The 24270-nt window shown below is 69.5% G+C and carries 15 protein-coding genes and 2 pseudogenes; 9 read left to right on the forward strand and 8 right to left on the reverse strand.

All coding sequences use genetic code 11. The features are described 5' to 3' along the window. Positions 1 to 41: 41 nt before the first annotated feature. From BIV23_RS39250 to BIV23_RS39270, 5 genes are all read right to left on the reverse strand, one after another. On the reverse strand, positions 42 to 1577 hold the full coding sequence (locus tag BIV23_RS39250; RefSeq protein WP_071385786.1) for a glycoside hydrolase family 43 protein: 1536 nt from the start codon (positions 1575 to 1577) through the stop codon (positions 42 to 44). A 130-nt stretch (positions 1578 to 1707) separates the two neighbouring features. Beyond that, the gene (locus BIV23_RS39255) at positions 1708 to 4068 is read right to left on the reverse strand and encodes a beta-xylosidase/alpha-l-arabinosidase (protein WP_071385816.1); all 2361 of its coding nucleotides are present in this window, start codon (positions 4066 to 4068) and stop codon (positions 1708 to 1710) included. Between the two features lie 8 nt (positions 4069 to 4076). Then, on the reverse strand, positions 4077 to 4895 hold the full coding sequence (locus BIV23_RS39260; RefSeq protein WP_053659069.1) for a carbohydrate ABC transporter permease: 819 nt from the start codon (positions 4893 to 4895) through the stop codon (positions 4077 to 4079). Continuing rightward, the gene (locus tag BIV23_RS39265) at positions 4895 to 5827 is read right to left on the reverse strand and encodes a carbohydrate ABC transporter permease (RefSeq protein WP_071385787.1); all 933 of its coding nucleotides are present in this window, start codon (positions 5825 to 5827) and stop codon (positions 4895 to 4897) included. Before BIV23_RS39265 ends, BIV23_RS39260 begins: the two co-directional genes overlap by 1 nt. 9 nt (positions 5828 to 5836) lie before the next feature. Beyond that, positions 5837 to 7141 carry an ABC transporter substrate-binding protein gene (locus BIV23_RS39270; protein ID WP_245790861.1) on the reverse strand — a complete coding sequence of 435 codons (1305 nt, stop codon included), beginning with the start codon at positions 7139 to 7141 and terminating at the stop codon, positions 5837 to 5839. Positions 7142 to 7352: 211 nt separating this feature from the next. Here BIV23_RS39270 and BIV23_RS39275 point away from each other — a divergent pair, with 211 nt between their 5' ends. Further along, positions 7353 to 8357 (forward strand): LacI family DNA-binding transcriptional regulator, encoded by a 1005-nt coding sequence (locus tag BIV23_RS39275; RefSeq protein ID WP_425443574.1) that lies wholly within the window; start codon positions 7353 to 7355, stop codon positions 8355 to 8357. Between the two features lie 168 nt (positions 8358 to 8525). On the opposite strand, the gene BIV23_RS39280 is transcribed toward BIV23_RS39275, so the two are convergent. After that, positions 8526 to 12191, reverse strand: a complete 3666-nt coding sequence (locus BIV23_RS39280) for a LamG-like jellyroll fold domain-containing protein (RefSeq protein ID WP_079173698.1) — start codon at positions 12189 to 12191, stop codon at positions 8526 to 8528. Between the two features lie 421 nt (positions 12192 to 12612). Between BIV23_RS39280 and BIV23_RS39285 the strand changes: the two genes are divergently transcribed. The 7 genes and pseudogenes from BIV23_RS39285 to BIV23_RS39315 form a co-directional block, all read left to right on the forward strand. Beyond that, entirely contained in the window at positions 12613 to 13626 is a 1014-nt protein-coding gene (locus tag BIV23_RS39285) for a LacI family DNA-binding transcriptional regulator (RefSeq protein WP_071385819.1), read from the forward strand. Between the two features lie 140 nt (positions 13627 to 13766). After that, a complete protein-coding gene (locus BIV23_RS39290) occupies positions 13767 to 15014 on the forward strand; it encodes a sugar ABC transporter substrate-binding protein (RefSeq protein ID WP_071385789.1) in 1248 nt (415 codons plus the stop codon). A 20-nt stretch (positions 15015 to 15034) separates the two neighbouring features. After that, on the forward strand, positions 15035 to 16015 hold the full coding sequence (locus tag BIV23_RS39295) for a carbohydrate ABC transporter permease (RefSeq protein ID WP_071385790.1): 981 nt from the start codon (positions 15035 to 15037) through the stop codon (positions 16013 to 16015). After that, positions 16012 to 16836, forward strand: a complete 825-nt coding sequence (locus BIV23_RS39300; protein ID WP_071385791.1) for a carbohydrate ABC transporter permease — start codon at positions 16012 to 16014, stop codon at positions 16834 to 16836. The genes BIV23_RS39295 and BIV23_RS39300 overlap by 4 nt, the downstream gene beginning before the upstream one ends. 83 nt (positions 16837 to 16919) lie before the next feature. Further along, complete coding sequence (locus BIV23_RS39305; RefSeq protein ID WP_071385792.1) at positions 16920 to 18656, forward strand: amylo-alpha-1,6-glucosidase; 1737 nt, start codon at positions 16920 to 16922, stop codon at positions 18654 to 18656. Positions 18657 to 18726: 70 nt separating this feature from the next. Next, positions 18727 to 20574, forward strand: coding sequence for an RICIN domain-containing protein (locus tag BIV23_RS39310; protein ID WP_071385793.1), 1848 nt, complete (start codon positions 18727 to 18729; stop codon positions 20572 to 20574). Positions 20575 to 20951: 377 nt separating this feature from the next. Beyond that, positions 20952 to 21230: pseudogene (locus BIV23_RS39315) on the forward strand (hypothetical protein); the annotation flags it as partial. Between the two features lie 113 nt (positions 21231 to 21343). Here BIV23_RS39315 and BIV23_RS39320 read toward each other — a convergent pair. Beyond that, on the reverse strand, positions 21344 to 22102 hold the full coding sequence (locus tag BIV23_RS39320; RefSeq protein ID WP_071385794.1) for a FadR/GntR family transcriptional regulator: 759 nt from the start codon (positions 22100 to 22102) through the stop codon (positions 21344 to 21346). A gap of 287 nt (positions 22103 to 22389) precedes the next feature. Further along, positions 22390 to 22944, reverse strand: a pseudogene (locus BIV23_RS39325) (amidohydrolase family protein); the annotation flags it as partial. Positions 22945 to 23487: 543 nt separating this feature from the next. Here BIV23_RS39325 and BIV23_RS39335 point away from each other — a divergent pair. Next, a complete protein-coding gene (locus BIV23_RS39335) occupies positions 23488 to 24093 on the forward strand; it encodes a substrate-binding domain-containing protein (RefSeq protein ID WP_245790862.1) in 606 nt (201 codons plus the stop codon). The last annotated feature ends 177 nt before the right edge of the window (positions 24094 to 24270 follow it).

Here is a 24270-nt window from a genome sequence, read left to right on the forward strand (position 1 = left end):
CCGCACGGACGCAGGTGTCGCACGTGGCCGGAGGCCGAGCATCAAACGGAGGGCGCCGATGCCGGGGTGTACTCGAACCAGTCGAAGGCGACCGCGCCCTCGATGGCGTACATGCCGACAACGCGGCCGGTGAAGCCGCAGGCGACCTCGGTGGACAGGTAGCGCCCGTCCAGTTCGACGAGTGGCTGGGCGTCCGGGGCGTCGGGGTCGCCGAGCCAGAAGGCGACGGTGTCAGGGCCGGTGGGCCCGCCATCGGTGAGTTCGGGCGACGCGGGCACGAGGTCGGACGTGCGGATCGCGATGGTGACGATCAGCGGTCCGGACGGGACCGGTCGGCCGGCCACGGTCTGACGGAGCGGACCGATCCGGGCGACGACGCCGGCCTGTCCGTCTCCGACCTCCAGTTCGTAGTGGTGGGCTTCGTCCATGCGCACGCTGAGGCCGCCGCGTCCCGTACCCGGGTCGATCGCAGCGGTGACGCGGCAGTCGTGGTGTTGCTGGCGGCGGCCGACGAAGGTGTACCCGGGGCGGTCGAGGGTGGTGCCGGTGGCTCTGAGGGTCAGCCAACCAGGGCGCTCGGTGAGCGACCAGGAGCCCTCTGGGCGGGTGAACGGCGAGATCCAGTGCGGCGCGAGAGCGGACTTGTCGAAGTCGTCGCGGGCGGGCAGGGTCGGCACGGGGTGCCAGACCCCGCCCGGGGCCGTGTGGCTCTCGGGAACGGGCGCGACGACGGGCCAGCCGTCCTCGTCCCACTCCACGGGGGTCAGGAACGTCTCGCGACCGAGCACGTGCACGTCGGGCGTGAAGCCGCGGGGCCGGACGCCGAGCAGCACCATCCACCAACTGCCGTCGGTAGCCTCCACCAGGTCGGCGTGGCCGGTGTTCTGGATGGAGCGGCCGGTGCCGCTGTGGGACAGCAGGGGGTTGGTGGGTGCGCCTTCCCAGGGGCCGCGCGGCGAGCGGCCGCGGGCGATGGACACGCTGTGGCCGCGTTCGGTGCCGCCTTCCGCGATCAGCAGGTACCACCAGTCGCCGATGCGGTAGAGGTGCGGAGCCTCGGGGTACTTGAGGCCGCTGCCCGACCATGTGGCAAAGGGCCCCTCCAGCACCTCCCCCTTGTCCGGGTCGATCCTGGCCACGTTGATGCCGCCTTCGGGCCCGGAGAAGGCGCACCAGCAGGTGCCGTCCTCCTCCCAGGCCAGATCGGGGTCGATCCCGGTCAGGTCGATCCACACCGGGTCGCTCCACGGCCCCTCGGGACGCTCGGCCGTGACGACGAAGTTGCCGCCGCCGTCGACATTGGTGTTGATGATCCAGTAACGGCCGTCGTGGTGACGGATCGTGGGGGCGTAGAGGCCGCCGGACGCCTTCGCACCCGGGAGAGGCAGAGGCAGTTGCTCGGGCCGGTCGAGCACGTTGCCGATGCGCTCCCAGTGCACGAGGTCCTTGCTGTGGAAGAGCGGCAGCCCGGGGAAGTACTCGAAGCTGGAGCACACCAGGTAGTAGTCGTCACCGACCCGGCACACGCTCGGATCGGGGTGGAACCCGCTGATCACAGGGTTGTCGTACGTATGCACAGAATGTGTTCCTTTCCGGCCGCCTGACGTCGTGGAGCGAGTCGAGGTCGTCTGGTTCGGTCCGGCTGCTGTGATAGCGCCGCAGCTGGGCCTCGGGCAGGTCGGTGTACACGCGCGGCCTTTCGTCGCGTCAGCGGCACTCGACGGTGACCACGGGGTGCAGCATGCGGGTGTGGTCGACCTCCCGGACCGGGCCGGTCAGGTGCATCGGGACCGTGATGCGGTGGTCGGTGCTGCTGGCGGAGATCCGCAGCTCCAGCTCGCCTGGCTCGACGATGCGACGGCCCTCGCGGCCGGTGAAGGAGGCCAGGTCCGCGGGCAGTTCCAGGAGGACCCGGCAGACTTCCCCGGTTTCGAGCAGGAGGCGCCGGTAGCCGACGAGGCGCTGCACCGGCTGGACCACCGAGGCCACCGGGTCGTGCAGGTAGAACTGCACCACCTCGCAGCCTGAGCGTTCGCCGGTGTTGCGGACCTCGAAGGCGATGCGGAAGCCGCCGTCGGTGCCGGTCTCCGCGACGCCGACGTCGAGCGCGGACCACTCGAATTCCGTGTAGCCGAGCCCGTGGCCGAATGCGTAGGCAGCGCTGGTACTGGTGCTGGACACGTCGCTGTCCTGGGCCAGCCGGGCGGCCAGGTAGGTGGAGGGCTGGACACCCTTGTGCCGCGGCACACTCACGGGCAACCGTCCGGAGGGGTTCACCCGCCCGCTGAGCACGCCGGCGATCGCCTCGGTGCCCGCCTCCCCAGGGAAGAAGGACTGCAGGATCGCCGCCGCCTCCGTCTCGGCGCGCCCCAGTGTGTAGGGGCGGCCCGCCAGCATGACGAGTACCACAGGTGTGCCGGCATCCAGCAGGACGTCGAGCAACTGCTCCTGCACGCCGGGCAGTTGCATCGACTCGACATCACATCCCTCGCCGCTGGTGCCGCGGCCGAACAGGCCGGCGCGGTCCCCGAGGGCGAGCACCACGACGTCGGCGGCACGAGCCGCCGCGACCGCCTCGGTGAAGCCGGCCGTGCTGTCGCCGTCGACTGCCGCACCGGGTGCGGAGAAGATCTCGGCGTCGGGGAACTCGGCCGCCAAGGTCTCGTGCAGCGTGGGCAGCGCGATGCCGGTCGGAACCTCGGGGTGTTGTGAGCCGACGTGCACGGGGAAGGAGTAGCAGCCCAGCACGGCCGTCGGGGTGTCGGCGTTGGGGCCGATCAACGCGATCCGGCGGGGGCGGCCGAGCGGCAGCGTGCCGTCGTTGCGCAGCAGCACGACGGCTTGCTCCGCCAGCTCGCGCGCCAGCCGCCGGTTGGCCGGGGGGTCGAGGTCGACACTGCCGCGCAGCGCTTCGGGAACGGTGGGATTCGCACCGGAGATAGCCTGCGGAATCGGGTTCCAGTCAGGGTCGAGCAGGCCGAGCTGTGCCTTCTGGACGAGGACCCGGCGCAGGGCACGATCGATCAGTTCCTCGGGGACGGTGCCGGCCTCGACCGCGTCGAGCAGCGGCTGTCCGAACGTCTTGACGGTCGGCAGCTCGACGTCGACGCCGCTGGCGAGGGCGAGCCCGGCCGCCTCGTCCCAGCTTCCGGCGACGCCGTGCAGGAGCTTGAGGAAGGCGATGCCGAAGTAGTCCGCCACCACAGTCCCGTCGAAGCCCCAGGTGTCCCGGAGCAGACCGGTGAGCAGTTCCTGGTCGGCGGCCGAGGGGATGCCGTCGGTGTCGGTGTAGGCGTGCATGACCGAGCGTGGTCGGCCCTCGCGCAGCGCCATCTCGAACGGGGGAAGGATGACGTCGGCACGCTCGCGGGTGCCCATCGTGACCGGCGCGAGGTTGCGGCCGGCCCGCGAGGCGGAGTAGCCGGCGAAGTGCTTGAGCGTGGCGACGATCCCGGCGGACTCCAGGCCCTGCACATAGGCGGTGGCGATGGTGCCGACCAGGTACGGGTCCTCGCCGATGGTCTCCTCGACGCGGCCCCAGCGGGCGTCGCGCACCACGTCGAGCACGGGGGCGAGGCCCTGGTGGACGCCGACGGCGCGCATGTCGGTCCCGATGGCGGCGGCCATGGTGCGCACCAGCTCGGGGTTGAAGGTCGCTCCCCAGGACAGCGGGACCGGGTAGGCGGTCGCCCCCCAGGCCGCGAACCCGGCCAGGCATTCCTCGTGGGCGATCGCCGGGATGCCGAAGCGGTTGGCGGCGGCGATGCGCTGCTGGGAGCGGGCGAGCGAGAGCGCACCGACGGCGGCGTCCACGGGAACGGTGCCGAACGGCCGGGTCAGCTGGCCCAGACCGTGCGGCAGCAGCTCGTCCAGGTCCGGCGGCTCCTCCATCTCGTGCTGGTGCGGGGCGACCTCGCCGCCCTCGTCGGAGGCGCCCACCCAGACGCCGACCAGCTGCGCTGTCTTCTCCCGCAGGGTCATCGCCGCGATCAGGGCGTCGGCCCTGATCGCGGGGTCGAGTGAGACGTCACGCCACGCGGGGGTGGCGAGTTCGGCGGCGGGGTTCATGTTGCCGGTCACTTTCCTCCGACCCCCATGAGCCCCTGGACCAGGGCGCGGCGGGCGAACAGGTAGACGACGAAGATGGGGAGCATGGACAGCACCACGGCACTGAGCAGTCCGGGGACGTCGACGCCGTGTTCGGTCTGGAAGTTGTACAGACCGAGGGTGATCACCTTGGTCGAGTCCGACTGGGTGAGGATCAGTGGGAAGAGGAAGCCGTTCCAGGCCTGCAGGGCCGAGAAGACGACGATGGAGGAGAGCCCGCCTTTCGACAGCGGCAGGACCAGTTGCCTGAAGACCCGCCGCGGGGAGGCTCCGTCCATCGCCATGGCTTCGTACAGGTCGGGGGTGATGTCGCGCATCGCCCCGGTCAGTACCAGGGTGCACACCGGCAGCGAGAACGCGGCGGTGGGCAGGATGACGCCGATCAGGTGGTCATAGAGCCCGGCCTGGCTGATCACGTAGAACATCGGAACGATCACCGCCTGCGCGGGGATCGCGAGTCCCAGCAGGAAGAACCGGAAGACGACGGTGATGGTCCGGCCCTGGGCGCGCACGATGGCGTAGGCGAGCGGCGGCACCACCACCAGCACGATGCCGACGACGCTGACGGTGACGATCAGGGTGTTGAGGAAGTCCTGGCCGAAGCCGTTGGAGAACGCGTTGAAGTAGTTGCTCAGGGTCAGCTGCGACGGAAAGCTGAGCGGGCCCTGGCTGGAGTAGTTGGAGGTGGTGCGCAGGGTCGCGATCAGCAGCACGTAGAGCGGCAGACCGACCAGAGCGAGCCATATCAGGGAGCCCAGCCCGGCAAGGTAGTTGGGGCGCTGTCGCATCAGATCCCCTCCGCCGTGCTGCGCATCTTGTCGTAGCCGGAGAGCCGGACCACGGCCAGGGAGATGAGGGTGGCGACCACGACCAGGACCAGCGCGATGGCCGAGCCGGCGCCGAAGTCGTATTCCTTGAAGCCCTGCTCGTACATGTAATAGGCGCTGACCGTGGTGTCCGTGCCGGGGCCGCCCTGGGTGAGGATCAGCACCGTGTCGAAGGTGGTGAGCCCGCCGACGACCATGAGGATCATCGAGGTGATCATTGTGTTGCGCAGTTGCGGCAGGGTGATGTGGAAGAACTGCCGCACGGTGCCGGCCCCGTCGATCGCCGCGGCCTGGTAGAGCACCTGCGGAACCGCGCGGGCGCCGCCCTGGTAGAGCAGTGCGTGCAGGGGGGTGAACTGCCACATTCCGACGAAGGTCAGCACCGCGATCGAACCGGCCTGGCTGCCGAGCAGGTTGCCGTTGCCGAACAGCGAGGGAAGCTGGCCCGGGATGCCGAAGTTGGGGTCGAGCAGGGCGCGCCACAGGACTGAAACCGCGGTCGCCGAGAGCAGCAGGGGGACGAAGAAGATCGCGGACAGCACGGCCCGGTTGCGCTGGGGTCCGGCCGCCCAGACGCCCAGCAGGATGCTGATGGGCGTCTGCGTCACGATCCCGAGCACGGTGAGCACGAGGGTGAGCCAGATGCTCTGGGTCATCACCGGGTCGTGGATCAGCTTGGTCCAGTTCGCCAGGCCGTTGAAGTGCGGCGCGGTGACGCCGTCCCAGCTGGTGAAGGACAGCACCGCGACCAGCGCCAGCGGGAGGATCGCGAACAGCAGGAAGAAGAGGGTCGCGGGTATCGCCCAGGCGAAGCCCGGGCGGGTCACCCCGACGCCGGCCCGGCGTGCCTTGACGCGGCGGCCGGACACGGCTGCGAGAGAAAGTGAGCTCATCGGTCCTACTCAGGAATTGGACAGCGACTGCATCGCCTGGATGAAGCCGTTGGCGTCACTCTTGCCGTCGAAGAACTTCTGAACGGCCGTGTGGAGCGGCGTGGCCGCCGCCGGCGGGTAGGCCTGGTCCCAGGACAGCTGGAACGACGGCGCCGCCTTGACCAGGTCGAACTGGAACTGCGAGTAGTCCGGGCTGGCCGAGGTGGACAGGAAGTTGGCCGTGTTGGTGGTGGTCGGCAGGTTGCCTATGCCGAGCTGTGCCTTCACGAACTCGTCGGAGTACATGAGCTTGAGGAAGGCCGCCACGGCGTCGGGGTGCCGGGTCTTCTTCACGACGGAGTAGAAGTTGTTGGTGTTGCCGACGACGTCCTTCGGGTCGCCCTTGCCGCCGCTGACGGTCGGGAAGGCGCTGTAGCCGAGGTCGTTCTTGGCGAAGTCGGGGTTGTTGGACTGCTGGGTGGAGTACTCCCAGGAGCCCATCAGCTCGAAGGCGGCCTTGCCCTTGGCCAGCAGCGCCGGGGACCCGCCGTCGGTGTACTTCACCGAGTCGAAGCTGCCGCCGAATGCGCCGGCGTCGATCAACTGCTTCAGCATGCCCAGAGCCTTCTGGCTGTCCGGGCCGGCCCACGCGCTCTTGTCACCTGCGAGCGCCTTCTGGAACAGGTCCGGTCCGGCGACCCGGTCGAAGACGTACTCGAACCACATGAGGCTGGGCCACTGGTCGCCGCCGCCGAGCGCGATCGGGGTCAGGCCCTTGGCCTTGAGCACCTTGACGTCGTTGATCAGGTCGTCCCAGGTCCGCGGGACGCTCAGGCCGGCGCTCGCCAGGACCTTCTTGTTGTTGAAGAGCAGCACGGGCTGCGTGCCGCGCATCGGGACACCGTAGGACTTGCCGTCGACCACCGCGGTGTTGAATACCGAGGGGAGGAAGTTGGACTTGAGCCCCGGGTCCTTGGCGATCATGTCGTCCAGGGGGAGCAGGAGGTTCTTCTTGGCGAAGGGCGCGATGCTGCCGCCGCCCCAGTTGAAGAAGATGTCCGGGGCCTGCGGGGTGTTGATGATCGTGTTGAGCTTCTGCTGGTAGTCGGCGCCCGGGATGGTGTCCAGCACCGCCTTGACCTTCGAGGTCTTGTTGAACGTGTCGACAATCTGCTTCTCGACCTTGTTCGCGGCGTCCCCGTAGACGAGGACGTGCATCGTCCCGGAGTTGGAGCCGCCGCTGGACCCGCACGCGGAGGTCAGACCGAGCACCAGCGCGGTCGCTGCCGCAACTGCGGCGAATCTGTTCCGGGTTGCACTGTTGTGAACGGTCACGCGAAGAGAACCCATGGCTCGCCATCCGTCGATAGTTTCGAAGCAAGTTCCGAATGATGCGGGAAACCTAGGCGTCACATCGACCGCCGTCAAGGATCTGGCAGGGCCATCTCGATACGGGCGTAACGGCGAAGCCCTGACCAGCTGGCATCCGTCCCGTACAGTCGCAAGGACTTCGTACGTCGCGCACCAGGGCAGCACAGGAGGGATCGTGACCAGAGCGGCGACACTCGCCGGAATCGCGCGCGAGGCGGGAGTGTCCACACCGACTGTTTCGAAAGTCCTCAACGGCCGCGCGGACGTCGCCTCCTCCACCCGGGAGCGGGTGGAGGAACTGCTGCACCAGTACGGCTACCAGCGGCGCCGCGGCAACAGCGCCCCGTCCAGCCCATTGCTGGAGCTGGTGTTCCACGAGTTGGAGAGCGCCTGGGCGATGGAGGTGATCCGCGGGGTCGAGAACGTCGTCCGCGAGGAGGGAATGAGCGTCGTCCTGTCGGAGTCCTCGGGCCGGCTCAGCCTTGGGCAGTCCTGGCTGGACGGGGTGCTCGCCCGCCGCCCCACGGGCGTGCTCCTGGTGCTGTCCGGGCTCGACAGGGCCCAGCAAGCACAACTGACCAGTCGTGACATCCCGTTCGTGGTGGTGGACCCGGCAGGGGATCCCGGTCAGGACATTCCGGCGGTCGGAACGACCAACTGGAACGGCGGCGTCGCCGCCACCCGCCACCTGCTCGACCTGGGCCACCGGCGCATCGGCATGGTCGCCGGACCACGGCGGATGATGTGCAGCCGCGCCCGGATCGACGGCTATCGGGCCGCGTTGGAGACGACCGGCGTCGCCTTCGATCCCGCACTGATCCGCGAGGGCAGCTTCCACCACGAAAGCGGCTACCGGGAGGGCCGCGAGCTGCTGCGCCGCAAGGACCGGCCCACGGCGATCTTCACCGGCAACGACCTGCAGGCGCTCGGCCTCTACGAGGCCGCGCGGGAGCTGGGCCTACGGATCCCGGAGGATCTCAGCGTTGTCGGCTTCGACGACCTGCCCATCGCCCGCTGGGTCGGCCCACCCCTGACCACCGTCCGCCAGCCGCTGACCGAGATGGCCGAAGTCGCCGCGCGCATGGTGATCGACCTCGCCCGGGGCAACGAGCCGTCCGCGCTGCGTGTGGACCTGGCCACCAGCCTGGTCGAGCGCAGCAGCACAGCCCGGCCCGGGTGAGTCGGTGTCACTGCGTCCCCGTTCCGGGTCTGTACTGCGCCTGCGGCGACTCGAACCGCCATCGGCACAGCCCAAAGCGGATGCTTGCTGAATCGCCGGACCGGCCGCAGAGCAGCGGTGACTCGGGGCGCGGATTCCCTGCGCACCGGCCCGGCGGTGGTGATCAGCTCACCGCACTTCCCGTGCGTACGGTGCGATGGTGACCCGGTCGATCAGCGGCGCGTAGCGGGAGCGGAGCAGGATGCCGGGGAAGGTGTCCGAGGCGTAGGTGGTGCCGTCGAAGTTCGGCAGTTCCTCGGAGCGGAAAGCGATCGTGTTCTGTCCCTTTTCGAGGTGGACGGGGACGGTCAGTTCCCAGAAGTTGTTCCGGTGGAAGGTGTGCGGAAAGCTGACACGCTGCACCGTGCCGCCGTTGACGGTGACGTCGGCGTGGCGGGCGAGCGGGTCGGGGTTGTAGTGGGTGGCCTGCGACTGCTCGGGGTTGGAGTAGCGGACGCGCAGCGCGTACAGGCCGGCCACGTCCGCCTCGACCGTGAACGTCGCCGTGTTCCCGTTGCCCGGATCGCCCCCGATCCCGGTGATCGCCGTGCCGTCGGTCGCCAGCGACAGCGGGGTCAGCATGGCCGAACCCCTGAGCTTGGCCTCATGCGCCTCGTACGTACGTGCCATCAGTGTTCCGTCGGTGAGTCCGACCGTGAGCCGGTCGACGAACGTGGCGGACGGACCGCCGGTCACCGTCACCTTGTTGATGCCGCCCGAGAGCGAGACGGCCACCTCGTCCGTGTCCTTGGACAGGCGCAGGACATCGTGCCCGTTGACGGAGAGCCGGGCGTCCGCGCCGCCGAGCGTGTCGACCTTGAGAGTGGCCTCTCGGTCGGCGGGCGAGTAGACCCAGAACGTGGCCATCTGGTTCTTGGCGACCCGGACCGCGCCCGAGCCGGTGGCAGGGGTCCCGGTGTGCTCCGGAAGATCGTAGACGGGACGCGCTCCGCCGCTCGTCCAGGCCAGTTCGCCCTCGTAGACCTCGGCGGCCGCCGACGCGCTCGGCAGGGACAAGGTGAGCCGGTCGACGATGGCGTCCCCCTTGGTCGCGCGCTTGCCGTCGAGGCTCTTCGCGGCGAGTGTGAGGGTGTGTCTGCCCTTGGTGAGGCGGACCTTTGTGTCGGTGTGGTCCCAGACCACCCACTTGTAGCCGAGCGGTAGGAACAGCTGCTGTTCGCTGCCCGCCGTGCCGTCCACCCGCAGGAAGACGTTGGTGGGGCCCTGTTCCCTCACCTTGTCGTAGGTGTTCAGGGAGTTGGCGAAGACGCTCAGGTCGTAGGTGCCGTCCTCGGGCACGTCCACGCCGAAGTCCAGCGTGACATCCGAGCCGGTGCGCAGCCCGCCGACGTCGTAGCCGCCGGAGGTGTAGAACTTCGACACATCGGCGGTCGAGCCCTCCGGGCCGTTCTTTGAGTAGCCGGACCCGGTGTGGGCGGCGTCCTCCGCCTCGTAGGATCCCTGCCAGCGCACGGGCGGTGACTGAGTGCCCTTCGCCGTGCCGGCCGGGCTGAGGACGATCTCGTACGCCGAGGACTCCTTCAGCCTCGGCAGCGCGCCGTCGCCGAAGTCGACGACGACCGTGCCGTCGTCACCGACCTTCAGGTTCGTCTCGGTGAGCAGCTTCGGGCCGGAGTTGTCGCCTACCTGGCCGCTCCACTCGATCTCCCGCACCCAGGCGTGCACGCGAGGCCCGAAGACCGTCTTGGGGACGCCCGCGAAGGTGATGTGGCCCTTGCCGTCGGACCCGCCGAAGAGCAGCCGGGCCTGTTTCTTCTGCTCGTCGAGCGTGGCCACGCCCTGCATGGTGTAGTTCTGTCCGGGGAACGGCGGGTTCACCTTCACCGTGTGCCCGCTCATCGAGGCGTACGAGTGCAGCAGCCACCACTGGCCGTTGCCGCGGTTGGACTGCACAGCGGAGTCGGACAGGTTGCCGTCGATGTTCCAGTACGCGATGTCGGCGTCCACCTTGGACTCCTCGATCGCCGACACCCACTGGATCATCTGTCCGGGCACCGAAGTGTGGTAGTTGAAGGCGTACTCGTTGATGTTGACCGGGAGCTGGGTGCCTTCCTTGTCGGTGCCCTTGAACAGCTCCTGCTCCCAGGCCCGGTACGTGGCGACGCTCTGGCGCACCGCCTCCGGGTGGCTCAGCTCGTGCCAGGTGACGACGTCCGGGAGGGTGCCGGCGGCGAGGGCGTGGCTGAGGAAGCCCTTCACCTGGTCGAACAGAACACTGGTGTTGGGGCCGGCTATGCGGGCACGGGGCATCCTGCCTCTGATGAGTTCGTAGACCTCGTCCCAGGCGGCGAAGTAGTCCCTGGGGTCGGTGAGCCAGCTGACCTTGTCGTAGCACCACTCGCCGGTGCCGAACATGTTGCCCTCGGGCTCGTTGAACGGCACGAAGACGATGTGGTCCTGGTACTGCTTCGGCAGCTGCAGGACCTGGTCGACCTGCTTCGCGATCTTCTCCTCGTAGAGTCTGAGCTTCTCCGCTGGGGTGTCGCCGGGCCACTCGTACGGGAAGCCGCGGTGGACGTCGGTCATGTAGACGTACACGTCACCGTGGGTGGAGTCGGCGAGCGGTTTGACCACGTCCAGCGCGTCGGCGCCGGGGTGCTGCGGGCCGTCCTGCGCCTTGGTGGAGACCGTGCGCAGGCCCATGCCCTCGATGAGGTTGTTGGTGGGGACGTCCGGCCCGTACACGCCGTAGAGGGTGCCGGAGGCGCCGCCGTGGAAGGCGCCGGTGTCCGAGCCGAGATCCACCTCCAGCTGTCCCTCGCGGACGACGGTGACCGACGCCTCCACCGCGCGCCCGGCCGCCGTGCCGGCCACCGTGAAGGTCCCCGGCCGGGCGTACTTCTCGGACGGTACGGCGTCCCAGGCGACCGGCGTGTCGCGGTCGTACCCGTCGGAGAAGGAGGAGCGGACGGCGGCCGGGAGGGACGGGGCGGTCCCCGTCGTCGTACGCACGTCGAACGACGTCTGCGAGAGCTGTCGGAGGCTGAGCACGTGCTCGACCGTACCGGCCACCTGGTCGGGGGTGAGCGCGGTGTGCCATACGGTGAAGTCGTCGATCGCGCCCTTGAACAGCGGGTCCGGGTAGAGGGACTTGCCGATGTAACCGGCGGCTGTGGCGGAGCTGTCCAGTAGGTCCTTGGCCCTGACGCCGGTCGCGGCGGAGGACACTGCGACCCCGTCGAGGTAGGTGGTGACGCGCCGGGCGGAGCTGTCGAGCGTGACGGTGATGGTTCGCCACTGGTTCGCGGGAAGCGCGGCGTAGCCGCTCACCTGGGCCTCGGCGCCGCCACCGCCGGTGGTGACGGCGGTGCGCAGCACGCCACCGCTATCGGAGGGGGTGGTGAAAAGGTACTTCGTGGTGTTGGTGCCCAGGTCGAAGATCCGTTGCCAGGGCGAGGCGTCACCGCTCCATTTCACGCGGGCGGAGACCGTCAGGTCCGCCGCGTCCCCGAGCACTTCGCGGGGCAGACGGACGTACGCACCATCCGAGTCGGGCGCCCCGCCGGGCAAGGCCAGAGCCTTCCCGCCGTCCGCGCCCACGATGGACTGGGCGGTGGAGCCGTTCACCAGGCTCGCCGTGAGCCCGTTGCCGGAACTGTCGGCGATCTTTGCAGTGGCCAGGTCGTCGTGGTCGAAGGTGTAGTGGGCGGCCGGCTGGGGCGGGTCCGCCGCCTGGGCGGGGGCGGCCGGCGCGACCAGCAGGCCCGCGCCCGGAGCGACGGCCACGGCGGCCGGCCCCCGGCGTCGCCGGGCGGGTCTGTCAGCGAATGGCATGGACGGGGTCCTCCGATTCCTCACATACGTGGATCCCGATGGCGGCGTGTGCGTCGAACCGGTTCGGTGGTGCGGCGAGCGATACGGGCAAATCTTCTGGACGGCGGGGTTCGTGCCCCTGCGCTCCGGGGGAGGCGCGGCGTGCGGCCATGGCTGTCGCAAGGCTTGCTCATCGAACCGGTTCGGGAAACTAGCACCGGCGAGGCTGACCAGCAATCCCTCCAACACAAGGTTCTCCTCGGAGCGATACGGGTCGGAAAGGTCGATCCAGGAGTGTTGACAGGAGTTCGAGGAGTTCCTACCTTCACTTCACGTGAACCGGTTCGACGACCGGCTCTCGCTCCTGATCCGTTCCACGCCCTCACGACCGGTGAGCGGCTCCCTCTTCGTAGAGTCGAACCGGTTCGAAAAAGGAGTCGTCGTGAATATCGGTGAGATCGCGCGGCGGGCCGGTGTGTCACGGAGCACCGTTTCCTACGCGCTGAGCGGCAAGCGCCCGGTCTCGGACGACACCCGCCGGAAGGTCCAGCAGGTCATCGACGAGCTGGGCTACCGCCCGAACGCCAGCGCACGCGCCCTGGCCAACGGCCGGACCAGCACGATCGGCCTGGTGTTCCCTCCGGCCGGCAACCACTACACCGGGATGCAGCTGGACTTCATCGGCAGTGTGGTGGAGGCCGCGGCGGCCCACGACTACGACGTGCTGCTGTCACCGAGCGGTGTGGACAGTGACCGCTCGTTCCAGCGGTTGCTGGGGGAGCGGAGGGTCGACGGGGCGATCCTGATGGAGATCAGACTGGAGGACGACCGGGTCGAGCACCTGGCGGCCCTGGACTTCCCCTCCGTCGCCATCGGCCGCACCGCCCATCCGGAGGGCGGCTGGTGGGTGGGCCTGGATCACACCACGCTGGCGGCGGCCTGCGTGCACCACCTGGCGGACCTCGGCCACCGCAGGGTCGCCTTCGTCAACCGTCCCGAGCAACTGTTGCGGGCCGGGTACGAGTCCGCGCACCGTGGCCTGGACGGCTTCACCAAGGCCGCGGCCGAACGCGGGCTGACCGTGCGGACGTACTGTTGCGGGGACGACGCGGCATCGGGCCAGGCCTGCCTGGAACAGATCCTGCACGACGACCCGGCCACCACGGCCCTGGTCACGCTGAACGAGGCCGCGCTCGGCGGCCTCTACCGCGGGCTCGCCCAGGCGGGCCGCCATGTGCCGCGCGACTTCTCCGTCACCGGGGTCGTCGCCGGCCGGTGGGCGGAGACGGTGACCCCGCAGCTCACCGCAGCCGACGTGCCGGCGGAGGAGATGGGCCGGCGCGCCGTCGACCTGCTGGTGGAGCGCCTCGACCACCCCGACGTACCGCCCCGGAACCATCTCCTCGTGCCGCCGATCTCCCTGCGTGCCAGCACCGGGCCCGCTACGGCGTCCTGACCCCATTCCACGGGTAACCCCCGTGCACCTACTCCACCGCCGATCGACCGACAGCTCATCGGTGCTGTTCGGCGTGCCCGTTCCTCCTCATCACCCCGCGCCCTCGGCACCCGCATGCCCAGACCGAAGGAACCCTCGCGATGAACAGCTTCTCCAGACAGTGTCGTCTGACCGCCGCGTCCCTGGCCGTCATGACCGTGGCCGCCGGTGCCGCCGCCTGCTCCTCCGGCTCCGGCGGCACCAGCACCAAGGGTCCCGGCAGCGGCACGTACGCCGTCTGGGACCCGTACCCGCAGTTCGACAAGACCTCGGCCTGGGCGAAGCTGCTGGACCAGTGCGGCACCAAGGCCGGAGTGAAGATCAAGCGGACTGCCTTCGACACCAGCGACCTGGGCAACAAGACCCTCCTGGCGGCGCAGCAGGGCAACTCGCCGGACGTCCTCATCGTCGACAACCCGGTGGTGTCCACGCTGGCTGAGGCCGGCGTGCTCACCACGACGGACGACACCAAGCTGGTCACTTCGAAGGTGGACCCCAATCTGCTCGCGGCCGGCCAGTCGGGCGGCAAGACGTACGGCACCCCGATCGGCGCCAACACCCTCGCCCTCTACTACAACAAGAAGGTGCTGAAGCAGGCAGGCGTCGACATCGCCTCGGTCAAGGACTGGAACTCGCTGACGGCCGCGCTGGCGAAGGTCAAGCAGGCGGGCAAGAAGGGCATCACGTTCTCGGCGATCGGCACGGAGGAAGGCAGCTTCCAGTTCCTGCCCTGGTTCTGGGGTTCGGGCGCCAAGCTGACCGCACTCGACTCCTCCCAGGGCGTGTCCGCGCTGACCCTGTGGAAGGACTGGCTGAAGAACGGCTACGCGCCCAACTCGGTGCTCGACAACACCCAGACCACCAGCTGGCAGGAGTTCGCCAGCGGCGACTACGCGTTCGCCGAGAACGGCACCTGGCAGCTCGCAGGCGCCAAGAAGGCCGGCTTCGATTACGGGGTGCTGCCCATCCCGGCCGCCACGGGCGGCAACACCGCAGCCCCGACCGGTGGCGAGTTCGTGACCGTCCCGGTCCAGCAGGACACCGGCCGCTACGCCACCTCCGAGAAGCTGGTGACCTGCCTGACCAGTGCCGACAGCCTCTACGACACCGACACCACCCTGTCCTACGTGGCCCCCACCAGCGAGGTCCAGGACAAGCAGGTGGCCGCGAACGCCGACCTGAAGCCGTGGGTCGACGCGGTCAAGGCGGCCAAGGGCCGCACCAGCGACGGCCTGGGCACCACGTATCCCAAGATCTCCGAGCAGATGTGGAAGGCCGTTCAGTCCGCCCTCAGCGGGTCCAAGTCCCCCAAGGACGCGCTGTCCGCGGCCCAGTCCGCTGCCAAGTAACCCGATCACAAGGGTCCTTGATGAACCAGACGACACAGCTGTCGGACCACCGGTCCGAGCACGTCCGGAACGGGGCGGCCGCCGCCCCGCCCCCGGCCCCCGCCACGAAACGCCTTCGGCCCACCTCCACCCAGTGGGCCGCCTGGGGATTCCTCGCCCCGGTGACCGTCTATCTCGCCCTCTTCTACGCCTACCCGCTCTACCGCAACCTCGACCTGAGCCTGCGCGACTACACCGTCCGGTCCTTCGTCCAGGGCGACGCCCCGTTCACCGGCCTGGCGAACTACCGCAAGGTCTTCGCCGACCCGACCTTCGCCCCGGCCCTGGTCCACACCGCGCTGTTCACCACCGTGTGCCTGGCGTTCCAGTACGCCATCGGGCTCGGACTCGCGGTGTTCTTCAACCAGAACTTCCGGCTCTCCGCCACCCTGCGAGCCCTGTTCCTGGTGCCCTGGCTGCTGCCGCTGATCGTCTCGGCCTCCACCTGGTCGTGGATGCTCAACAGCGAGTCGGGTGTCGTCAACGCCGCCCTGCACGCCATCGGTATCGGGCCGGTCGACTGGTTGACCTCGCCGTCCTGGTCGCTGGCCTCGGTGATCATCGCCAACGTCTGGATCGGTGTCCCGTTCAACCTGGTGGTCCTTTACAGCGGCCTGCAATCGATCCCCGCGAGCCTGTACGAGGCCGCCGCCATCGACGGGGCGAACGCCTGGCAGCGCTTCTTGCGGGTCACCTTCCCGCTGCTGCGCCCGGTGTCCGCGATCACGCTGCTGCTCGGTCTGATCTACACGCTCAAGGTCTTCGACATCATCTGGATCATGACCAAGGGCGGTCCGGCGGACTCGTCCACCACCTTCGCCACCTGGTCCTACCAGCTCGGCTTCGGCAACCTCCTGCCCGCCTTCGGCCCCGGCGCGGCCGTCGGCAACCTGCTCGTGGTCGTCGCCCTGGTCTTCGGCCTGGTCTACGTCCGGACCCAGAGAAGGCAGGCGCTGTCATGAGCCGAAGCCGCAAGCGTAACTGGGTGAAGACCACGATCGGCGTCGCGCTGACCGGGATCATGCTCTTCCCGGTCTACTGGATGCTCAACGTCTCTCTCACCCGTGACCAGGACATGCGCAAGAGCCCGCCGGACCTGCTGCCGCTGCACGGCACCCTGGCCGGCTACCGCACCGTGCTCGACGAGCAGTTGCCCTACCTCGGCACCAGCCTCGTCATCGGCCTGGGCACCGTCGTCCTGACCGTCGCCCTGTCCGCTCCCGCCGGCTACGCCCTCGCCAAGCTGCGCCCGCGCGGCGCCGGCATCGTCAACTTCGTCCTGCTGGCCGCCCAGATGATCCCGGGCATCATCATGGCGATGGGCTTCTACGCCATCTACCTCCAGCTCGGTCTGCTCCAGTCCGTCCCCGGCCTGATCGTCGCCGACTCGACCCTGGCCGTCCCGTTCGGCGTCCTCATCTTCACCGCGTTCATGTCCGGCATCCCCGGTGAACTGCTCCAGGCCGCCACGACCGACGGCGCCGGGCCGCTGCGCACCTTCTGGTCCGTCGTCCTGCCGATCAGCCGCAACGCCGTCGTCACGGTGTCCCTGTTCGCGTTCCTGTGGTCCTGGTCCGACTTCGTCTTCGCCAGCACCCTCGGGGGCGGCGGCGCCCACGAGCCGATCACACTCGGCATCTACCACTACATCGGCAACAACAACCAGCAGTGGAACGCCATCATGGCCACCGCCGTCGTGGCCTCCCTGCCCGCCGCGGTCATCCTCGTCCTCGCCCAGCGCTACGTCGCCGCCGGCGTGACCGCCGGTGCCGTCAAGGACTGACAGCCCTCCCGCTCCCGCACGACGGCTGACCCGACTGCGCGTCGGCCGACCTTCGCCCCTGCCCCAGAAACGAGTCCCACCGTATGACCGCCGTCCGAACCGGCCCGGCCTTCTCCGTCCACGACATCCCGTTCAGCACCTACGGATCCTGGTTCGACATCTCGCCCGTCGTCGCGGAGAAGACCTACGCCGAAGATCTCCACCTCGTCTCGCACCAGAACGGCATGCACGCCGTCCTGCGCCTGGTCCCCCTGGACCCGGCCGCGGGGGAGCGTGTCGAGACCCGCGTCGAGGCGACACCGGGCCTGCTCAGCTGGGCCGGCGCGAGCGGGCGCGTCGACCTCGCCTACGAGTCACCGGACACCGTACGACTGCGGGGGAACGGCCTGGGCTTCGGCGTCTTCGCCGTCGCACAGACCCTGACCCCGTTCAGCGGAACGTACTTCTTCCACGACCCGGCGGCGGACGCGCACATCTTCACGTCATACGAGACCGGACGCCGCTATCGCGTCACCGTGCTGTCCGGCACCCTCGCCGTGGCGGCCGGTGCCCAGGCCCTGGGCAGCGCCGACCGCGGTGTCGCCGTGACCGCGGAGGCGAACGGCACCTGGGAGATCGCGGTCGAGGAACTCGACACAGCCCGCCCGCCGTACACGTCCTCGGTGACCTTCGACGACATCATGAAGTCCGCAGAGGGGGCCTTCAGGGACTTCGTCGACGCGGTGGCCCCCTGGCGCTCGTCCGCCACCCCGGCAGCCGAACTCGCCGCGTACGTCGTCTGGTCGGCGACCGTGGCGCCGACGGGCCTGGTCACCCGGCCCGCCGTGCTGATGTCCAAGCACTGGATGGACAAGGTATGGAGCTGGGACCACTGCTTCAACGCCCTTGCGCTGGCCTCCGGTTCACCGCGACTGGCCCTGGACCAGTTCCACCTGCCCTTCGACCACCAGGACGCCGCCGGGGCCCTGCCGGACTCGGTCACTCACTCGGAGGTCCTCCACAACTTCGTGAAGCCGCCCATCCACGGCTGGGCCTTCGGCCACCTTCGTCGTCGGCTTCCGACGACGCTCAGCCAGGCGGAACTGGCCGAGGTGTACGACCGGTTGACGCGCTGGACCGGCTTCTGGCTCACCGCGCGGCGCGCCCCAGGAGCCGAACTCGCCTACTACCAGCACGGCAACGACAGCGGCTGGGACAACGCCACCACCTTCGACCCCGAGCGGGTGGTCGTCACCGCCGACCTGGCCGCCTTCCTCATCCTCCAGCTGCACGAACTCGCCGCCCTGGCCGCCGAGTTGAACAGGCCGGACGAAGCGGATCGGTGGACGCGCACGGCCGAGGAGACACAGACGGCCCTGCTCGACCAGCTCTGGACCGGCGACCGGTTCGTCGCCCGCGGGGCCGAAACCGGGGACACCTGGAGCAGCGCCAGCCTCCTGGACCTGATGCCCATCGTGCTGGGCGAACACCTGCCCGGCGAGATCAGCAGCGCGCTGGCCGACCGCATCAAGGCCCACCTGACGCCGTACGGCCTGGCCACCGAACCGCCCACCTCCCCGCACTACCTCGCCGACGGCTACTGGCGCGGCCCCATCTGGGCCCCGGCCACCGTCCTCGTCGAGGACGGCCTGCGCCGCGCCGGCCACCACCGGTTGGCCGACGACATCAGCGCCCGCTTCCGCGCCCTGTGCGAGACGCACGGCTTCGCCGAGAACTTCGACGCCCTCACCGGGACGGGCCTGCGCGACCGCGCCTACACCTGGACCGCCAGCAGCTACCTCCTCCTCGCGCAAGCGCACGCACACCGAGACGGCCACTGACCGACTGCCTCCCCACAGCCCCGGGGCCACTCGGGTCCCGGTTCATTCCCCTCTCCCCAGGAGCCGCACAATGAAGTCGCCCATTCCCAGAACCGTCCTCCGGACCAGACGCCGAGCCCTCTCGTCCGTCGCCCTGCTCATGGCCGCCGTCGCCTCGACCCTGGTTCCCGCCGCACCCTCCCAAGCCGCGGACACCAGCGTCACCGTCGACTTCGCCACCGCCGGCGGCGCCCCGACGTACCACGCCTCCGGAATGATCTACGGCATGACGCCGGACGGCTCGCTGCCGCAGGACCACTTCTTCAAGGACATCAAGTGGCACTTCATGCGGGCCGGCGGCGCGCAGCTCAACAGCGGCGGCTACGCCACCAGCCTCGCCGACTACCAGACCCGCTGGAACGCGACCTTAGCGCAGTACAAACGGACCGTCGCGCTCGGCGGCACGTTCGTGCTGCTCCCGCACGACCTGTGGGGCGCGGACGGCACCACCAACCAGGGCTGGCCGGGCGACAACGGTGACTGGACACAGTTCGACAACTTCGTCACCCAGCTCATCAACGACGTCAAAGCCAACAACATGACCGTCGAGTGGGACCTGTGGAACGAGCCCGACGGGGCCGGCTTCTGGAAGCCCTCGCAGGCGCAGTACCTGCAGATGTGGTCGCGCTTCTACGCCCGGGTCCGGACAGCCTTCCCGGGCCAGCTCATCGTCGGACCGAGCACGGCCTCCCAGCCGAACTCCTCCAACACCTGGTGGACCGCCTACCTGAACTACGTCAAGGCCAACAACGTCGCCCCCGACATCTACAGCTGGCACGATGAGCCGGGCGACCCCGCCACCGACGTCGGCCGCGTCAACTCCGTCCTGTCAGCGGCCGGGTTGCCCCGCACCCGCCCCTACCAGATCAACGAGTACGCCACCCCGTCCATGCAGTCCCCGGGTGGCGGCGCCTGGTTCGTCGGCCGCCTGGAGCGCGCCGGCGCCGACGGTCTGCGCGGCAACTGGGCCTCCGGCACGGGCCTGCACGACGACGAGGCGAACCTGCTCACCAAGAACGGCACCGGCCAGTACCTGCCGCTCGGCGAGTGGTTCCTGTACCGCTACTACGGCTCGCAGACCGGCAACATCGTCAACCTCGTCCCCGGCACCAACACCGACGGCCTCGCCACCAAGGACAACACCGCCGAGAACGCCAAGATCCTGCTCGGCAGCAACGGCAACACCGGTACGGTCACCGTCAACCTCACCGGCCTCAACACCACGTCGGTCGTGGAGAACAACCAGGTCCGTGCGGTCGTCCAGCGTGTCCCGTACGACAACGGCGCGGCGGTCGCCGGACCGGAGACGGTCTCCGACACCACCCTGAGTGTCAGCAACGACGCAGCGTCGGTGAGCATCCCCTGGGCGAACGCCAAGGACGGCTACACCGTCACCCTGCTCCCGCCGTCGAACACGACGATCTCGACCGTCGCGGTCAGCGAGAACAGCAGCCAGTGCCTGGACGACACCAACCTGAGCACCGCCAACGGCACGCAGTACCAGCAGTACTACTGCGAGGGCGGTTACCAGCAGATGCTCGACCTCAAGCCGGTGAGCGGCAGGACGAACACGTACACCGTGGTGAACGAGCTCAGCGGCGAGTGCCTCGACGTCTCCGGGGCGTCCACCGCCGACGGCGCCGCCGTCATCCAGTACACCTGCAACGGCGGCACCAACCAGCAGTTCACCCTCGACCCCGTCACCGCGCTCGGCAACGGCAAGGACTACCAACTGGTCGCCGTCCACAGCGGCAAGTGCGTCGACGTCAGCAAGGTGTCCACCACGGCCGGCGCGCTGATCCACCAGTGGACCTGCGACCCGGCGAACGTGCTGAGCACCAAGAAGAACCAGGTCTGGCGCCTCTCCGGCAAGGGCTGACGCCCGGTACCTTGCCAGAGCTGTCACGGCTCAAGATCCGACCCGGAGTTGAGAACGCCCGCGTGCAGCGGAAGGCCCCGCCCACCCGCCAAGGGGGAGACGGACGGGCGGGGCCGGCCGTGAAGCCCGACCAGTGGCTGCCCTGGCCCTCCGGTGCCACGCGCACGGTGGCCGCTTCCATGGCCGGTGTCCCGGCGGCGACGCCGGCGGCCGAGGTGCTCCTCGACGGCATCCCAGAGCGGGTCAGGACCACCTTGTCGAACGATGCAGCGGCCGCCCCGGCGCCGGGGCGTGGCCGGCGAGGTCGCGGTCCCGGAGCAGTACTTCAGCTGCATCCCGGTCGAGCGCGGCGAGTTCGTCGCCGCGCCGTCGACGTGATCAGCGCGGCGAGTCGAGGCCGTCGACGACGTGCCGCAGATCGGCCTCCCCGGCCGGCATGTCGAAGCAGCGCCGTCCGCGCCCACGCGCCCGACGACGCCGACATCGTGCTGCTCCACGTCACCCCGGCCGAGGTCCCGGGCGCGGCGCACGGTGCCTTCGCCGGTCTGCTCGGCCGCGGCCATGGCGAACGCGACCCCGGCACGCAGGTGGAGCACCTGGCCGCCGCCTCCGCCGAGACGTTCCTGGCCGAGGCCGCGCAGCGTCTGGACCGTCCGATAGCGGCAGGCACCCGGCACCGGACTGACTGCTGTCGGTCTCCTGCCCCGCTGTCTCATTCCGGAGCGAGCCGGCCCTCTGCCGACATGGCTTGGTAGGGGCTGGGAGCTCCTCACTCCTCCTGGTGGCGGGGCTTCGCCGGAGCACCCCGTCGACGTCCCACTGAGCCGGTGCCGAGTGACTCCGAGGAGTGCAGGTGTTCCCTCAACCACTGCTCCGTGTTGTTGACATGCAGGAGGGCGGCGGCCTGGCTCAGGAAGGCGTCGCGGGTCGAGAGGGCCGAGAAGATCGACTCGTGTTCGGCGAGCGTGCGGCCCGCGGCCTGATCGTCGACCAGGCCGCGCCAGATCCGGGCACGCAGCGTACGGCCCGAAATGCCTTCCAGGAGCGTGAGCAGCGAGTTGTTGCCCGTCGCGGAGATCACGGCCCGGTGGAAGGCCACGTCGTGGGCGTTGAGCTGCTCGACGTCGTCGCGGGCCCCGCGCATGGCGTCCAGATGGCGCTTGACCTCGGCGAGCTGCTCGTCGGAGATCCGGGTGGCGGCCAGCGCGGTCGCCGCCGGCTCCAGCAACCTGCGGACCTCCATCAAGTCCAGCAGCGCGGCCGAGTCGTTCTGGAGGAGTTCCACGGCTCCGCCGAGGCCTTCGAACAGCAGACTGGGCTCCAGACTGGTCACGTACGTGCCGTCACCTCGCCGGACCTCCAGCACGCGTGCGACGGCCAGCGCCTTGACGGCCTCGCGGGCGAGATTGCGGGACAGACCCAGCTGGGCGGCGAGGTCCGCCTCCGGTGGCAGTTTCGAACCCGGAGGCAGCGCGCCGCTGCGGATCAGCTCACGGATGTGCTCGATGGCCTTGTCGGTCAAAGACACCGCGCACTCCTCCCGCGACCGGCCCGCGCCGGTACGTCCATCAGGCCCGAGCGCGAAGATCGACTCACAGACCGCCGGGAACGGGCCGATGGTGAAGCTGCGCGTCTCGTTCGACCCGTTCGTGGTTTCGCATGCTCAGGGTGACGTCGATGATACTGGGACGCGTGCCGGGGGAGGCCATGGCCGCGGCGGGCCGGCTCGTCCCGTGTTCCCTCGGCGGCCTGTCGTGGGGCGAGCAGCCTGGAGTTCTGGAGGCCGTCACGGACAGGCGAGGCGCCCGGAGCCGATCAGCGGCCGCGAACCCGTCGAGGACGTGGAACACGTGGGTCGCCGTACCGGTGGCCGATGGCGTGCGTGTGCATCTGCCGTCCGTCCGCGTCCGGGGCGCGGACAAGAGCCTGGTAGTCCCGGTCGCTGACGTACAGGTCGTCGCGGTGGTCGGTCGGCTTGCCCCGGGCGCCCGGGCAGGGCGTCAGCAGGGCGGCGGTCCGGGCCGGGAACTCCATCACGCCGTCGAGGAACGCCTTGGCCGTCGTCAGTCGCAGCGTGGCCGGTCCGGCGTAACCTCTGCGCACGTCGTGCAGGTACTCGGCTGCCGCCTGGGGCTTCTTGGCGAGGTCGGCATAGGTCTTGACGCTGTCCTCGCTGCCGGCGGCGTCGAGGAAGGACGTGATGCCGTTGGCCGGGAGCGTGTGGGCCATCCTGGCGTGGGCGACGTCGACCTGGTCGGCACTCGGCGGAGGAACCACCGCGGAGACGAGCCCTTGGGCGTTGTCGTTGAGCAGACAGGTCGGGTTCCCCGCGCTGTCGCGGACGATGTGCCCGCCTGCCGGGTCGGCGGTGCCGCGGTCGACTCCCGCGAGCGCGAGTGCCCGGCTGTTGACGAGGCTGTTGTGGAAGTCCGAACCCCTGCAGGTAGACCGGGCGCCTGGTGTTCAGCGAGTCGAGCAGCGTCTTGTCTGCGACGGTGCCCGCGGGCTGCAGGCCCACCGGGTCCGGTCGGTGACGTGGAGCCAGCCGTCCGGTTCCTGAGGCGCCGTGGCGTCCAGCATGCTCCTGGAGCATGGCCCGGAACTGCGGAACTGTCATGTCCTGATTGCGCAGAGACGGGTTCAGGGACCGCATGGCCGCAGCGAGCGGGTGCATGTGCCCGTCCTGGAGGCCCGGCATGACCGTACCTCTGTGAGCGTCGATGACGACGGTACGGCGGCCGATGCGACGGCGTATCTCCGCGTCGGACCCGACCGCGAGGATCCTTCCGTCGCTGCCGACGGCCATCGCCTGGGCCGGTGCGCCTCCGTGGGCTTCGGTGGACACCGGCCCGTTCAGCACTACGGTGGCCACCCGCGCCGGGGAGCGGCCGGTCGCGGGAGCGCGGCATACCGATGATCAGCGAAGGCCGGCCGCCCCAGCCGCGCCGGTGCGACGCATGGGTGGACGCCGACCACGAATCGGGCCTGCGCCTTCTGCTCGACCACCTCGCGCAGTCCGGCGCCCGGCGGATCGGGCTCTCCCTGCCTCTTCACGACGATGCGTACCCGCCCCTGACCGCACACGCCTACCGGTCCTGGTGCGACGAACACCGCATGCCCGCCCTCGTGGAGGAGCACGCCTCGCTGCCCGACTACTTCACGTCTGAACAGAACGCGGTCAGCCGACTCCTCGATCGCGATCCGACACCGGACGCCGTCATCGGCGTCTACTCCGACTCCGGTCACAACATCCTCGCCGCCGCGCGCCAGCACGGTCTTCGGGTGCCGAGGGATCTGCTGGTGGCGTGCGTCACCGGGGATCCGGACTACGCGGGCACAGCTCCGCCCGTCACCACTGTCAGCCTCCGTCCGGACCAGGTGGGCACCGAAGCGGTCGATCTGCTGGTCGCTCTGATCAACGCCCGCAGCGGTGTGGAGCGGCGTCGGCTCGTGCAACCGGTGCTGCTCCCTCGCCGTTCCACGCGCTGCGGGGTGCGACGGAGGAACGGCACACCGTGACCGCGGTAGGGCTACGGAGGCGCTGGTTCCGCCCCTCTTCGTCGAGGGGGGGCCGGCCGGGGACAGCCGGTCGCGCATGTGCGGAGGGGAGGACCCGCCTGGCGGACCGCAAGATGCCAGGGCGGTCCTCTACCGCCATGTACCGCTCGCCGCAGTGCTCACGGACTTCCACATCGA

Source organism: Streptomyces monashensis (genome assembly GCF_001866665.1).
GTDB classification, from domain to species: domain Bacteria; phylum Actinomycetota; class Actinomycetes; order Streptomycetales; family Streptomycetaceae; genus Streptomyces; species Streptomyces monashensis.

Bases quoted from the DNA above. Each gene is read 5' to 3' on its own strand.
- BIV23_RS39295 (WP_071385790.1), top strand. From the start codon at position 15,035: ATGAACCAGACGACACAGCTGTCGGACCACCGGTCCGAGCACGTCCGG.
- BIV23_RS39280 (WP_079173698.1), bottom strand. From the start codon at position 12,191: ATGCCATTCGCTGACAGACCCGCCCGGCGACGCCGGGGGCCGGCCGCC.
- BIV23_RS39260 (WP_053659069.1), bottom strand. From the start codon at position 4,895: ATGCGACAGCGCCCCAACTACCTTGCCGGGCTGGGCTCCCTGATATGG.
- BIV23_RS39290 (WP_071385789.1), top strand. From the start codon at position 13,767: ATGAACAGCTTCTCCAGACAGTGTCGTCTGACCGCCGCGTCCCTGGCC.
- BIV23_RS39305 (WP_071385792.1), top strand. From the start codon at position 16,920: ATGACCGCCGTCCGAACCGGCCCGGCCTTCTCCGTCCACGACATCCCG.
- BIV23_RS39300 (WP_071385791.1), top strand. From the start codon at position 16,012: ATGAGCCGAAGCCGCAAGCGTAACTGGGTGAAGACCACGATCGGCGTC.
- BIV23_RS39265 (WP_071385787.1), bottom strand. From the start codon at position 5,827: ATGAGCTCACTTTCTCTCGCAGCCGTGTCCGGCCGCCGCGTCAAGGCA.
- BIV23_RS39310 (WP_071385793.1), top strand. From the start codon at position 18,727: ATGAAGTCGCCCATTCCCAGAACCGTCCTCCGGACCAGACGCCGAGCC.
- BIV23_RS39335 (WP_245790862.1), top strand. From the start codon at position 23,488: ATGATCAGCGAAGGCCGGCCGCCCCAGCCGCGCCGGTGCGACGCATGG.
- BIV23_RS39255 (WP_071385816.1), bottom strand. From the start codon at position 4,068: ATGAACCCCGCCGCCGAACTCGCCACCCCCGCGTGGCGTGACGTCTCA.